Origin of the sequence: uncultured Desulfovibrio sp. (assembly GCF_944324505.1) — a bacterium.
Taxonomy (GTDB): Bacteria; Desulfobacterota; Desulfovibrionia; order Desulfovibrionales; family Desulfovibrionaceae; genus Desulfovibrio.
Map to the genome: position 1 here is coordinate 39,676 of NZ_CALUWO010000003.1, position 14,027 is coordinate 53,702.

9 protein-coding genes are annotated in these 14,027 nt (G+C 63.8%); 2 read left to right on the forward strand and 7 right to left on the reverse strand.

The annotated features are described in order from the left end of the window. Window positions 1-4 precede the first annotated feature (4 nt). Window positions 5-973, forward strand: coding sequence for a glucokinase (locus tag Q0J57_RS04530; protein ID WP_297217526.1), 969 nt, complete (start codon window positions 5-7; stop codon window positions 971-973). Window positions 974-1,278: 305 nt separating this feature from the next. On the opposite strand, the gene Q0J57_RS04535 is transcribed toward Q0J57_RS04530, so the two are convergent. From Q0J57_RS04535 to Q0J57_RS04560, 6 genes are all read right to left on the reverse strand, one after another. After that, complete coding sequence (locus Q0J57_RS04535; protein WP_297217527.1) at window positions 1,279-1,626, reverse strand: hypothetical protein; 348 nt, start codon at window positions 1,624-1,626, stop codon at window positions 1,279-1,281. An 85-nt stretch (window positions 1,627-1,711) separates the two neighbouring features. Beyond that, window positions 1,712-2,701, reverse strand: coding sequence for a GNAT family N-acetyltransferase (locus Q0J57_RS04540; RefSeq protein WP_297217529.1), 990 nt, complete (start codon window positions 2,699-2,701; stop codon window positions 1,712-1,714). A 125-nt stretch (window positions 2,702-2,826) separates the two neighbouring features. Next, a complete protein-coding gene (locus Q0J57_RS04545; protein ID WP_297217531.1) occupies window positions 2,827-4,539 on the reverse strand; it encodes a carbon starvation protein A in 1,713 nt (570 codons plus the stop codon). Window positions 4,540-4,640: 101 nt separating this feature from the next. Continuing rightward, window positions 4,641-5,195, reverse strand: coding sequence for a hypothetical protein (locus Q0J57_RS04550; protein ID WP_297217533.1), 555 nt, complete (start codon window positions 5,193-5,195; stop codon window positions 4,641-4,643). 439 nt (window positions 5,196-5,634) lie between these two features. Continuing rightward, a complete protein-coding gene (locus tag Q0J57_RS04555) occupies window positions 5,635-6,585 on the reverse strand; it encodes a WYL domain-containing protein (RefSeq protein WP_297217535.1) in 951 nt (316 codons plus the stop codon). A gap of 212 nt (window positions 6,586-6,797) precedes the next feature. Then, window positions 6,798-7,859 (reverse strand): LysR family transcriptional regulator, encoded by a 1,062-nt coding sequence (locus Q0J57_RS04560; RefSeq protein WP_297217536.1) that lies wholly within the window; start codon window positions 7,857-7,859, stop codon window positions 6,798-6,800. Window positions 7,860-8,081: 222 nt separating this feature from the next. Between Q0J57_RS04560 and Q0J57_RS04565 the strand changes: the two genes are divergently transcribed. Beyond that, window positions 8,082-9,542, forward strand: coding sequence for a hypothetical protein (locus Q0J57_RS04565; RefSeq protein ID WP_297217538.1), 1,461 nt, complete (start codon window positions 8,082-8,084; stop codon window positions 9,540-9,542). A 219-nt stretch (window positions 9,543-9,761) separates the two neighbouring features. Here the strand turns inward: Q0J57_RS04565 and glgP are convergent, their stop codons facing one another. Further along, window positions 9,762-14,024, reverse strand: coding sequence for an alpha-glucan family phosphorylase (glgP, locus tag Q0J57_RS04570; RefSeq protein ID WP_297217540.1), 4,263 nt, complete (start codon window positions 14,022-14,024; stop codon window positions 9,762-9,764). Window positions 14,025-14,027: the final 3 nt, after the last annotated feature.

The window sequence follows — 14,027 nt, forward strand, 5'->3', positions numbered from 1 at the left end:
GAAGATGACCTGTCTGGCAAGCATTGATCTGGGAGGAACGCACTGCCGGCTGGCCCGTTTCGGCCTGAGCGGCGGGGAGCTGTGTCTGGAATCCTGCGTCACCTGCCCTACGGCGGCCGTCAAGGATACGGCTGATTTGCTGCACCGCTGGTCAGCGGCCCAGGGCTGCGGGCTGGAGGCGGTGGATGCCCTGGTGGTGGCGGCGGCCGGCCCGGTGCGGGAAGACGGCGTGGTAGCCCTGAGCAATGCGGGCCTGCGTCTGGACCTGCGGCAGGCCGGGCAGCGCTATGGCCTGCGGCGCAGTCTGCTGGTCAACGACTTTCTGGCCGAGGCCTGTGCCGCGCTGACGCCGGTGGGCCGGAGCGCCCGGCATGTGTGCGGGCCGTGCCAGCCGCCGCCGGCGGAACAGGCGCAGGCCCGGCCGGTGGCGGTCATCGGTGCCGGTACCGGTCTGGGAACGGCCTGGCTGCTGCCGGAGGCCGGGGGCGGCTGGTGTCCTGTTCCCGCCGAGGCCGGGCACACGCTCTTTGCCTTTGTGGGGCAGGAGGAAGCGGACTTTGCCGCCTTTGCCGCCGCGCAGCTGGGCAGGGCAGCACTGTCCGGCGATGATGTGGTAAGCGGTCGTGGTCTGGCCGTGCTGCACCAGTATCTGACGGGCGAGGCCCTGACACCGGCACAGGCCGCCGTGGCCGGCCTTTCCCGTGAGTGCCGGACCCTGCGCTGGTATGCCCGCTTTCTGGGGCGGGTCTGTGCGCACTGGGCCTTGTCCACGCTCTGCTATGGCGGCCTCTATCTGACCGGCGGCATGGTGCGGCGTAATCCGCTACTGGTGTCACACGCGGCCTTTGCCCGGGCCTTTGCCCTGGCGCCTTCCCTTGACGTGCTGGAGCATATCCCCGTGCGTGCCTATACGGATGCCGGCAGTGCCCTGTGGGGCGCGGCCTGGCTGGGGGCCGGTCTGCTGCGAGCGTGATGCCGCTGCCGGACGGAGCGTCGTGCGCTGACACCGGTCCGGGGCGTGCAGCAGCACATGTGCACAAACGCAGAACCATGGCACGCCAACGCCAGGGGCAGGACTGCGCGGCACGCGTGGGCACAGACACGTCCTGGGGACGGCTGCCCAAAAATGGCGTGCAGCCAGATCAGACAGGCTGCTGTCAGGACGGTAATGGGGCACTCCTATCCGTCCAGCCAGTGGGGACAAGGCCAAAAGCGCCGTCCCCATGCCCCGGAGCAGACCTCTTTTCCTTTTTTCCTTGAGCACACCAGGGCCGCAGATTACGGAACGGCCATATGGGCAGCCACAAGCCACAGCATGCTCAGACAAACATGCGCAAGCAGCAGCTTTCGTTTGAAGGACCATGAGCACAGGCAAAGCAACATGCCCGACAGGAACCAGACAATCAGGCATGCCAGGTGAAGCACATACAGGCATTCTGCGTCATAATACCACACCTGGGCCACAGGCCCTTCGCCACCCCACACGTCTGCGTATTTCTCTGGTTCAGTTTTGACGCTCCACACTTCACTTACCCATAAGGTTGTCATGAAGCCACAAAACAGCAGCCATATAACTTCCGCTGGAGAAATCTTCATCCATGAGGAAATGTTTTTGGGGATATTCACCCGTGTTTCCTTTGCAAGGTCATTTCCGCTCATGACAAATGAGGGCAGGAAGCCGGTGCCATGTCCGGCTTGTTGAGCAGCAGCCCTAGCGCTGGCGCAGCAGCACAGCGCGGGAAGGCAGCACCAGTTCTGTCCAGTGGGCCTTGTAGCCCATGCGCTCCCCGGTGAGCGGCCCCATGTCATAGCGCAGGATGCCTTCTTCGCAGAGCCAGGCAATGGCTTCCAGTTGCAGCACATTGCCGATGGAGTCATGCGCCCATTGGGCATCATAGCTGAACTGCTGGCCGCGATAGACCGTGCCGGCCAGTCCGCCGAAGATGAACCCTATGTCGTGGTCCTCATGGCGGGCAAGAATGACGCGGGCATCGCCCGTCTCGGCCAGGCGCCGTATGAGCAGCTCGTAAAACTGGCGTGCCGGGGCCTCATTCATGCCGCAATGTCCCAGCCCCTTCCAGCTGCGTTCCTCCACGGCCAGCATGCGCGCATAGAGGCGGGCGGCTTCGTCTGGAGTGGCGGGCGCATGACGTTCAAAGACAATGCCCTTTTCCCTGGCTCTTCGGCAGGCGCGGCGCAGCTTGCTGCGATGATTGGCCGAGCGGCGGGAAAGGTATCCGTCCACACCTCCTTCCAGCGATGCGGCGCATTCGGCCTGTTCCTGTAGCAGGTAGCAGCGGAAATCCCGGCCGAAATGACGCAGCAGGCGCTGTTGTGCGTCGCCATCGGGGCGAAGGCCGCTGACAATGACCAGCGGCGTCGTGCCGGCGTGGCGACGGGCGGCAGCCTGGAGGTGCCGTGCCAGCAGGTCCGTGGCCTGCTCGCCCAGCAGGGGACAGCCGAAGAACCATGACGGTTCAAGGGGCATCCACTGCCGCCAGCCCGGCGCCACCTCTTCCTCGCAGAAGGCGGTGACGGCTCCATCCTCTTCATGGATATACAGGGGCAGGCCGGGCAGGAAGATGTGGTGAAAGGTCAGCTGCCATACGGGCTGACAGCAGAAGGGATCGATTTGTCCACTGTTGCGGGCCAGCCATGTCCATTGCGGATGGGCGAGGTTGGGGGCGGTGGGTTCGGTCATGAGCTTTCGTGCTCCCGGCTGCGCGAACCAGCGTGGTGCAGTGCGGGATAGGTTGGCCGCCGGGCGTGGACGGGCCTGCGGGCCACCGTGTGGCGGGTGCGCAGGCCCGGAAGACCGGCGGGGAGCTAGCAGCTCTGGGGGGCTGCTGCCTTCCGACGGCTGCGCAGGCTCTGCCAGCCTTCCTTGACCAGCACCAGCGACAATGCCAGCAGAAGCAGGGCAATGATCAGCTGCAGGGCCGCCACCATGCCGCCGCTGCCGTCAAGCAGCTTGCCGCCCTGTTCGATCACGCTCATGACCAGCGAGGTGAGAGTCACCACCAGCATGAAGGCCATGGGCAGCATGAACATGCGGTTTTTGAGGGAAAGATCGTGCAGCCAGCAGGCCACGGCCAGCAGGGCCAGGGCAGCCAGCAGCTGATTGGCCGCGCCGAACAGGGGCCAGATGGCCGCATAGCCGCCGAAGCCCAGGGCCAGCCCCAGGCCCACGGTGACCACGGTGGCCACATACTTATTGGTCAGCACGGCGCGCAGGCCGCGGACATCCCGGGGGGACTGCCCGGGCAGGAGCCAGAGTTCCTGAAACATGTAGCGCCCCAGGCGGGTGGCGGTGTCCAGCGAGGTGAGGCAGAAGGTGGACACGGCCAGAATCAGCAGACTGTAGGTGGCGTTTCGGCTGCCTTCGCTGTCCAGCCCGGCAAAGGCCAGCATCTGTGACACGCCGTCGGCCAGCACCTGGGTGGGTGTCTGGCCGCTGAAGCTGTTGCCGTTGCGGGTATAGATATAGCCCACGGCAATGAGGGAAATGATGCCCAGTGCGCATTCGATGAGCATGGCACCGTAGCCCACGGGCTTGGCGTCACGTTCATTGTCCAGCTGTTTGGAGGTGGTGCCGGAGGCCACGAGGGAATGAAAACCGGAAATGGCCCCGCAGGCAATGGTGATGAAGAGCGCCGGGAAAAGATACTGGCCGTTGACCTCAAATGCCGTAAAGGCCGGCAGCTCGATGGTGGGGCGGGCCGCCACAATGCCCACCACGGAGGCCAGAATCATGGCATAGAGCAGAAAAGAACTCAGGTAATCGCGGGGCTGGAGCAGAATCCAGACCGGAGTCACCGAGGCCACCAGAATGTAGACCCCCATGACGTACATCCACGTGGTATAGCTGGCGTAGATGGGGAATTTCAGGCCCAGAAAGATGATGCCGGCAATGCCTGCCACGCCGAGCAGGCTGGCTATGCCCAGGGGCATTTCCATGCGGTAGACCAGAATGCCGAAAATGATGGCCAGCACGATGAAAAGCAGGGAAATGGTGGCCGTGGTGCCGTTGACGGCATTGGTTACCGTATGGCCGTCCGCCGTGGTGACAAAGCCGTTGAAGGTGCCGGCCACAATGGAGCTGAAGGCCGCTACCACCAGAATGAGGGTCAGGAAGGAAAAGATGGTGAACAGGCGCTTGGCCCGCAGGCCGATGCTGCCGGCAATGATGGTGCCGATGGAGCGCCCCTTGTTGCGCAGGGAGGCAAAGAGCGAGCCGAAGTCGTGAACTGCTCCGATGAAGATGCCGCCGATGATGATCCAGACAAAGCAGGGCAGCCAGCCGAAAATGGCCGCCTGTATGGGGCCGTTGATGGGACCGGCGCCGGCAATGGACGAAAAATGATGCCCCAGCACAACCGGGGCACGGGCGGGCATGTAGTCCACGCCATCCTTGAACTCATGGGCCGGGGTGGGCCGCCGGCCATCAATGCCCCAGACTTTTTCCAGCCAGGAGCCGTAAACAACATATCCGAGGCCCAGCAGGGCCAGCCCGCCCAAAAGAAGATACAGCGCGTTCATGAAGCAGTGTTCCGTAAAAAAGAGAAATAGCCGTGTTCACAGCGGGGAACATGGCAAAAAAGAAGTGTACGTCCTGAACGGACCGTTTGGCAATGCGTATTTTAGTGCTGCGGTGTTGCGGCCGGCCCGGCCAGCGCCTGCCGCACAAAGGGCAGCAGATCACGGCGGGCGGCGGCACTGGCATGGATGGTCGGGCAGCCGTCCGGTGCAGAGGGCGGCAGAACGGCCAGCGCGCGCAGGCGCATCCAGCCGTGCAGCCCCAGAAGAAAGCTTTTTCGGGTACGGCAGCCCGTCAGGGCCGCGCGCGCAGCGGCATCCGCCGACGGACAGAATATGATGAGACTGATACGGGAAGACATGTGCTCGCTGTGGGGGCGGATGCGCGACAGGCCGTCATGCAGGGCCAGGTCGTGCGCCTGCTGCCACTGCCCCATATCCAGATGAGGCAGGGCCAGCAGGTAGACGTATTCGTGGCTTTCCGCAGCCCAGAGCGTGGCCTTTTTGCTCAGGAAATAGGCTTCATCGCGGGCATGGTAGCAGCAGGTGGCCAGCAGGGGCGGGCTGGGGGTGCGCTCCACATCAAAGGAAGCGGCGGCATAGGCTGCGCACAGGCGGTCGATGCCGGACAGGGCAAAGGCGGACGGGGTGACGGGCATGGTATCCTCGTGGGGAACAGGCTGTTCCTGGGGGACAGTATAGCGCCGGGCTTTCCGCTGCGGAAGTCCCGTCGGCAGTGGCCGCGGCAAAAAAAGGGGACCGCCATGGAGGCGGTCCCGGTGAGGCTGTCCGAGAGAGGGGGGAGTGCCATAGGTGCAAGGAGAAGGGCACTTCTCGGACAATGGGGGGAAGCAGGTTGGCCCTGCCGCGGGAATCATGCCGGGCATGACCGTTGCCGGCAGGGAAACATACAAAAACGGAACACGGGGGCCTGGGCTGACGGGAGAACGACCGGTGCGGCGCCTGTGCGCTGCCGGCGGCAGCGGGGGCCATGTGGCGAACGGCCACCGGACACCGGCCTTGCCCAGCATGCGACGGGCTGAGCTTTCCGGCATGCTGCCGGTGGTTTGTTGTGCGGACGGCATGGTGTGCCCGTTTTCAGCGTTCGTCCTCCTCACCTTCCAGAACGGTGGCATCCTTGCCGAACTGGCGCGACCAGCGGATGACCTCCATGGGTTCTGCCACGTCCAGCGAAAGGATGATGCCGCCATCTGGCGTTTCTTCCAGCTGCTGACTGTCATGCCAGTGTTTTTCCCGGATGTAGGGCGCCACATGGCGGCTGAAACGCACGCGCACATGGTGCGCTTCCTCTCCCAGAAAAGTCATGAAGGCATGCTTCATGCGTTCCTGAAAACCGTCGTCTTCCCGGGTGCTGGGCGGCAGGCACAGGCCCGTGGGCTTGATGTCCCGTATGCGGCTCAGGCGGAAGACCTTCCAGGCAGGCGGCACATCGTCAACGGTCCGTGCATAGAGATAGAGGGTGCGCTGGCGCATATAGATGCGGCGCGGGTCCACGGTACGCCAGCGTTCCGTCCAGTCGGCACTGCGGCAGTAAAGCATCTTCAGGCGTCGTCCTTCGGCGATGGCACGGGTGAGCGCGGTATAGACTTTCGGCAGGATGCCGTAGGCCTTTTCCGTCACTTCCGTATCAAAGCACTGGAGCAGCTGCTCACGGAACGGGGAGGGCAGGCCCCCCACAAGCTTGCGGCCTACTTCCACGGCTTTGGCCGCCAGCAGGCCATCGCCGCAGGCGCTGAGATGTTCCAGCGCAAACAGCAGGGTAACGCGGTCTGAAAGGCTGAGGTCCGTCAGGGGGGTCAGGCGGTCTTCCACAATCTGAAAGCCACTGCATTTGCGATAGTCAAAGCGAAACCCCAGGGCCGCAAGGGCCTCCCTGTCCTTGTAGAACTGACTGCGCGAGATGCCCAGCGTTCGCAGAAGCTGTTCCAGAGACTGGGCAGGAGTATTGCGAAGCTCCTGAATAATATGCAAAAGTCGCAGGATACGGGGCGATTCCGTGCCGGGGGGGGACTTTTCCTGCCTGTTCATGACTGCTCCTGAACCGATGATATGGCATGACTATAACGCAAAAACTGTCTTTCTCTCAAGCCTAATATCTGAACAGTCCACACATGGGTGGACTGAAAAGACCGGTAGCAGCCTGTTGCGTGTGCTGTATCATGGCGCCGGGCGGGAACAGGCCGGGCGGGAACTGCGGGAGCAGGCCGGCAATGCTCGGAACGGCATGGGCGCTCTGCGGTTCAGCGGGAAGGCGGACGGGACGCTGCTGCCGCCGGAATGGACTGGCCGTCCGCCGGGGCAGTTGCGTCACATCCGGGAAGCAGCAGGGCATGCGGGTGTGCCTGCCGGTCTGACGGGGGCGCTGCCGGGCCGGCGGACGAGGGGATGCAGTGCTCGCGCACAAGGCGCAGCAGGGCGGCTGCCTGGGGGCTGGGCAATGTGCGCTGGCGCAGAAAAAGACCGTAGATGACATTGGGAAAAAGGTGGTCCAGCGGCTGAATGTTCAGTCCCTCCCAGGAGGAACCGAGCCAGGCGCGCAGACAGACTTCATCCACGATGGCAGCGCCCAGGCCGCTGCGCGCGTAGTGCAGCAGGGCGGCATGGTCATTGACGGACAGGACGGTGGCAAGCTGGGCCGCGTCCACGGCACGATCCAGGCCGCAGGGCGGCAGGGCCAGATGCCCGTTGCGGTCTCTGGCGGCAACGCTGATGAAGGGCAGGTTGCGCAGGTCCCGCAGCGTGGGGACGGCGGGCAGGGAAACGCCGTGCCCCGTGCGCAGCACCAGCATGGGCCGGGCCTTGAACAGGGTTTCAAAACTGCCGCTTTCCGGAACATCGGTGACGCCCGGCAGGCCGATATCGGCCCGGGCCTCGTCCACTGCCGCAAGCACCTCGTGGGACAGGGCATGCAGGATATGCACGTCCACCTGGGGATTTTCCCTGATGAAGCGCTGCAGCGGCGCGGCAAGCAGGGTGGCGACAGCAGGCGGACAGGCCATGACCACCCTGCCCCGGAGCTGGCCGTCATGGCAGCCTACGTCGGCCCGCATGCCCTGCAGGGCTTCAAAGGTGGTGATGGTCCATTCCAGCAGTTTCCTGCCATCTTCCGTGATGTGCATGCGCTTTTTGCTGCGTTCGAAAAGCTGCGTGTTCAGTTCCCGCTCAAGGGAGCTGATTTGGTAGCTGATGGTGGAGGGATTGCGGTGCATGAGTGTCGCGGCCTGCCGCACGCTGCCGGTCTTGGCCACGTAGTAGAAGCCGCGCAGCCACTGGAGAAAGTCGCCGTTCAGTTCTTCGAGCATAGGGGTCCGCCTGTTCTGTTTTTTCAAACGATACTGTTTTTTTGTCCGGCAGGGGAGGGGGCAGACAGGGCGTTTTTGCGGGAAAAATGGTGGCGTTTTTTTCCGGAAGCAGCTCCTGCCGGGCGCTTCCCCCTTTTCTTTTGCCGCAGGCGTCCTATATGAAGGAGGGACTGTCATCCGACGACGTGCTCCCATAGCCGAATTTTTCAAGGAGGAATGGTCATGCCGTCCCTTGTTCGTGTTCTGAAGATTCTTGCCGCCCTGCTCATGCTGGGCATTTTCCTGTTGTTTTTGCAGCTCAATGGGCAGGCCATGCTGTTTGTGGAAGGCATGGCGCCCGGCTGGGGCTGGCTGGCCTGGCTGCTTCTGGCCGGAGCGGAACTGCTGGCCCTGGCGGTGCTGATCTGGTCCTGTATGGTCCGTCCCGCTCCGCTGCGCCTGCGCCCAGAGGCCACGGAGGAAGAGCGCCGGGCCTTCATGGCGGAGCTGGCGCGCCGTCTGCGGTACAATACGCATGTGCGCGCGGCCGGTCTTGATGCGCAGGCTCCGGATTTCGTGCCCTGCGCCCTGACCGTGCTGGATGCCGAGGCGGACAAGGCCATCAGCGCCGATGCCAAGCGCATCTTTCTGGGAACAGCGCTGGCCCAGAACGGCCGTCTGGATGCGCTGATTGTCTTTCTTTCCCTGTGCCGCATGGTCTGGAAGGTTTCCGCCATCTACAATCAGCGCCCCTCGCTGAAGGACGTGTGGAACGTGTACACGGCGGTTTCCTCCGCCACGTTCATTGCCTTTTCACTGGATGCGCTGGACATTCCCCGCACCATCAGCGAGGCCATGTCTTCCCTTGTTCCCGTGGTGACGCCGGCCCTGACCACAGCCTCGCTGCCTGTGGTGGGGGCCTCGGTGCAGTTCTTTACCAATGCCACCATTGACGGTGCTGCCAATGCCCTGCTGGCTGTGCGGGTGGGCATGTCCACCAAGCGGGTGTTCCGCCTTGCCGCAGAAGCGCAGGAGGCCCACGGAACGGCGAGCCTGAAGGAATGTTCGCGCATGCTGCTCGCCATTTCGCAGGAATGTGTGACGGAAGTGGTCAGGGCCTTGAAGGAGCAGTTCAGGGAACTGGGAGGATGTGCCGTGGATACGGTGAAGGAGGCCGCCAGCTCCTGCGGTGATGCCGTGGGCCGTGCCGCCGATGCGGTGGGCAGCGGTGTACGCTCCGCGGTGAATAGTGTGGGCGATGGCGTAAGTGCTGCCGGTGCGGCCGTGCGTCGCGGCAGCAGTGCTGTGGTGGATGCGGTGGACAGCGGCACAAGCGCCACGGTGCATGCCGTAGGCCGTGCCGCCGATGCGGTGGGCAGCGGTGTACGCTCCGCGGTGAATAGTGTGGGCGATGGCGTAAGCGCTGCCGGTGCGGCCGTGCGCCGCGGCAGCAGTGCCGTGGTGGATGCGGTGGACAGCGGCACAAGCGCTACGGTGCATGCCGTGGGCCGAGCCGCTGATGCGGTGGGTAGTGGTGTACGCTCTGCGGTGCACAGTGTGGAAGACGGGGTAAGCGCCACGGCGGGGTCTGTGGAAGCCGTGCTGCGGCGCTGCCTGGGCTGGAGAAAGAAGACGCCGCCCCAGGATGCCGCGGACCATGGTCCAGACAGGCCAGCTGACGGAGATACGGCGGAACGACGCTGAACGCGCGGCGCATGACGGGAATACGGGCCGCATGCGCCGCCATGAGGACCGTTCTGTTTACAGAGATACCCGGCGCAGACCAGGAAAAGCCGCATGCGGCGCAGGCACTGCTGCCGGAGCGTATAGGGCAGCGCCCCGCCGGATTTTCCGGTGGGGCGCTGTTGTCAGGCCATTCTGGCGCTGTGTCGGATCAGGCAGAGGGGCTGAGGCGTCTGGCCGTCATCCCCATAGCACAAGGCGGGTTTCCAGCGGCGAGGCTAGCCCTTCCGTGACCGGCATGACACGTATGCCGTACATGTGCTGCCCGTTGCGGGTGGGGGTGTAGCTGCCGCTGTAGAGCAGGGCGCCCCCTTCCGTCGGGGTGTCGCCATTGACGGGAGAAAGCTCCAGCACATCCGGGCTGCCGAGGAAGGTCTTTCCGTCGCCAGGACCCACCACAAGCTGTACCAGCAGTTCGCTGGTATGCATATCACCGGGTAGGATTTCCACGGAAACATCCATGCTCTCCGCATCGTTCTTGCCGCCGCAGCCAAGGCCCGTGATGGCGATGGTGCCCATACGCAGGCTGCTGAAGCGGCTGGCCACCTCGGCCTTCCACGGGGCCAGGCGGCGGGCCAGGGCATGGTCGTCCTTTTGCAGTTCCTGATAGCGCGCGGCCGTGGGCAGATAGAACCGCGTCAGATACTCGTTGACCATGCGGTGCGAGCTGTAGCGCCCGATGAGGGTCTGCATGGCCCGGCGTACCATTTCCAGCCAGGCATGGGGCAGGCCCATGACATCACGGGCAAAGAACAGCGGGATGACATTTTCCTCCAGCAGGGTGTAGAGGCTTTCCGCATCGTCATAGTCGCTCTGTTCCGGGCAGTGTTCGGGGCTGGCCTGTGCGCCGATGGTCCAGCCGTTGCGCCCGTCAAAGCCCTCGCACCACCAGCCGTCGGAAACGCTCAGATTCAGTCCGCCGTTGACCGAGACCTTCTGCCCGCTGGTGCCGCTGGCTTCGTGCGGGCGTCGGGGCGTATTGAGCCACACGTCGCAGCCCTGCACCATGAGGCGCGAGATGCGCAGGTCATAATCCTTGAGGAAGAAGACCTTGCCCAGCAGCTCGGGGGAAATGGTGTGGCGCACCACTTCCTGCATGATGTCGATGCCCTGTGTATCGGCCGGGTGGGCCTTGCCGGCAAAGATGACCACCACCGGCCGGTCGTCATTGCCAAGAATGCGCGCCAGACGGTTCACATCGGCAAACAGCAGGTTGGCACGCTTGTAGGGGGCAAAGCGGCGGGCAAAGCCGATGACAAGGCTGTTGGCGGTAAGCCGGGAGGCCATTTCCTTCTGTTTTTCATAGGGAACCCCCAGCGTCTTGCAGTACTGGGGCAGCGAGGAGCGCACTGCATCCAGCAGGCGCTTTTTCTGCCAGAGGCGGGCTGTCCACAGGGCATCATCCGGTACATCGGCCAGCCGCTTCCAGACAGGATCATCGGCTTGCAGGCTGGCCCAGTCGGCGCCCAGGGCGGTTTCCAGCACGGGGCGCATGGCCGGGCCGGCGTAGGAAGGCACATGCACACCATTGGTGATGTGCCCGATGGGAATCTCGGCCGTGGGGACGCCGGGCCAGCCTTCCTGCCACATGCGGCGGGAAATGTAGCCGTGCAGGCGGCTTACCCCGTTGGCACGGTAGGAAAAGTTGAGCGCCAGCACGGTCATTTCAAAGGTGTTCCGCTCGCTGTGGGCATAGCGGCCGATGCGCAGAAAGTCCTGCCAGCTGATACCCACGCTCTGGACAAAGGCCTTGAAGTGATTTTCCATGCGCTCCTGGCTGAAGCGCTCGTTCCCGGCATCCACGGGCGTGTGCGTGGTAAAGACATTGCTGCCGCGGACGACCTCGCAGGCTTCGCCAAGGCCCAGGCCGTCGCGCAGCATGAGGTCGCGAATGCGTTCCAGGATGAGAAAGGCCGAATGGCCCTCGTTCATGTGGTAGGCGGCGGGGCGAATACCCATGCGGCGCAGCATGCGGACGCCGCCCATGCCCAGCAGAATTTCCTGCCGCAGGCGCACGTCTCTGTCCGCCTCGTACAGGCGGGCGGTGATGTGGCGGTCCTCATCCGTATTGCGGGGGGTGTCCGCATCCAGCAGGTAGAGGCGTATGCGCCCCACCCGCACCAGCCAGACATAGGCAAAAAGCCGCCTGCCCGGCAGTTGCAGCATCACTTCCTGCGGTTCGCCATGGGCATCGCGCACCTGCTCCATGGGCAGGAGGGAAAAGTCATTCTGCGGATAGAGGGCCACCTGCCGCCCCTGCGGGTCCAGCTCCTGGCGGAAGTAGCCGGAGCGGTAGAGCAGGCCCACCCCCACCAGGGGAATGTTGAGATCGCTGGCTGATTTGAGATGATCCCCGGAAAGCACGCCAAGACCACCGGAATAGATGGGCAGGCATTCGCTGAGGCCGTATTCCGTGGAAAAATAGGCCAGGGGATGTTCGGCAGACAGCGCTCCCATGCTGCGGGGCGGTTCGTTCATGTAGGCATCAAAAGCCTGCATGGTGTCCGTATAGAGGCGCAGATAGGCCGAGTCTTCCGCCAGCTGGGCCAGCCGCTTTCTGTCGGCCTTTTCCAGGACCGCCACGGGATTGTGGTGGCTGGCCTCCCATTCTTCGGCGCTGATGGACGAAAAGAGCGGCTGGCATTCGGGGTGCCAGCTCCACCAGAGATTGCGGGCCAGCTCCTGCAGGCGCCCGATGGCCTCGGGCAGGCGGGCCATGACGGAAAAGCAGTGCAGGCTGGGCGTGGTGGACATGGAGGCCGTGAGCACGCGCGTCAGGCAGTTGCTGGGCGTTTCGGCATCGGGGCGGCGGGCGGCAGCCCGGCGCAGGGCCAGATGATAGGCCTGCTCATACAGCGGGAAAAATTCCTTCCAGGTACACTGGCTGCACAGCTGGCGGACAGCGGTGCGGCGTTCCGCCAGCACTTCTTCGGGCATGGTGGCGTATTCCAGCATGACGTCACGCAGGGCCGACACATGCTCGTCATAGCCTGTCTGCCGGCGTCTGATGACTGTCACGCCCTTGTTGTCCGGGGCCTTTTCCTGCACCCAGAGGCCGAAGCCGGCAAGATCGGAGGTGACCGTGGGCACGGCATGGGCGGCACTTTCCTGCGGCGTATAGCCCCAGGGTTCATACCAGGAGGGGAAGACTCCCAGATCACAGGCCGAGAGCACGGTGCTGTAGGTCATGTTAAGGAAGCCGTCCTCCCCGTTGAGCAGGGCCGGGTCAAAGACCACCAGCGCCCTGTCTTCCGGTCCGTTGTCCAGGCCGAGACGCTGGCAGGCGGTGAGGATGGGGTCCTGCGCAGGATTGTAGACGTGGTGACTGGCTATCCAGTGGGCACCGTAGGGGGGCTGCTTGCTTGCATCGCCGCTGATGGCATCGGGGTTGACGCCGCTGTGCCCGCCCATGACGGCACAGAGGGCCAGAACGCAGGTCTGCGAATGGGAAAGGGCCTCGTTGACCTGCCCCAGCGCATCCAGAAAAAGGTCCAGCCCCTTGTTATGGAATTCATAGCGGCCGGAAATGATGAAGATGCGGGTATCCTCGGGCAGCTGGCGGCGCAGCAGGCGGCCACAGGCTTCCAGCAGCTGCTGGCGGGCATGGCGCGGCATGGTGCGGTCGGCGCTGTAGTCGGGGATGGGGTGCAGGTCCAGGCCGTTGGTGGTGATGATCTCCGGTGTGCGGCCCAGAAAGGCCATGGCCTCGTCGGACGTGATGCGGCTTACCGTGGTGAAGCAGTCGGCTTCGCGGGCCGTGATGCTTTCCATGGAATGTTTGGCCGTGATATTGTAGGTATCCGCCTCATGCCGGGGATTGATCTGCTTCATCTGGCGGTAGATGTCAAAGCCCGCGCCGGACATGGCCCGGCCCAGCATGGTGGCATGGGTGGTGAAGACCGTTCCCACGTTGGGGCAGTGCTGCCGCAGATAGAGCAGGCCCGCGCCGCACATCCATTCATGAAAATGGGCCAGCATGAGGTTGTTGTCGTGAGGGTCCAGAATGCGGATGGCGGCCTGGATGATTTCCCCGCAGGCCGTGCTGAACATGACCGGTTCCACATAGTCCCAGCCGCCGGAGATGGAATCCACGCCGAAGCGGTTCCAGAACGAGTACAGCAGCTGACTCTGGTTGTAATGCTCGCGGAAGCCGCCCACCAGGATGACCTTGGGGCGGCCGGGAATGTTCCAGCGGCCGAAGCGGCAGGCAATGCCGCGCCGGCTGGCCGCAGGGCGCAGCATGTCCCAGCAGGGTTCGTCAGTTTCCTCAAATTCGGCGTTATTGCCGAGGTCTGGACCCATGAGGTAGTAATTGTCGCCAAAGCGGGATGCCGCCTCGCAGGCCTTGCTGCTGACAACGGTATAGATGCCGCCCACCTTGTTGCATACTTCCCAGCTGACCTCAAACAACGTGCATCTGCTCAAATCCGGTATAGCGGGCATGGC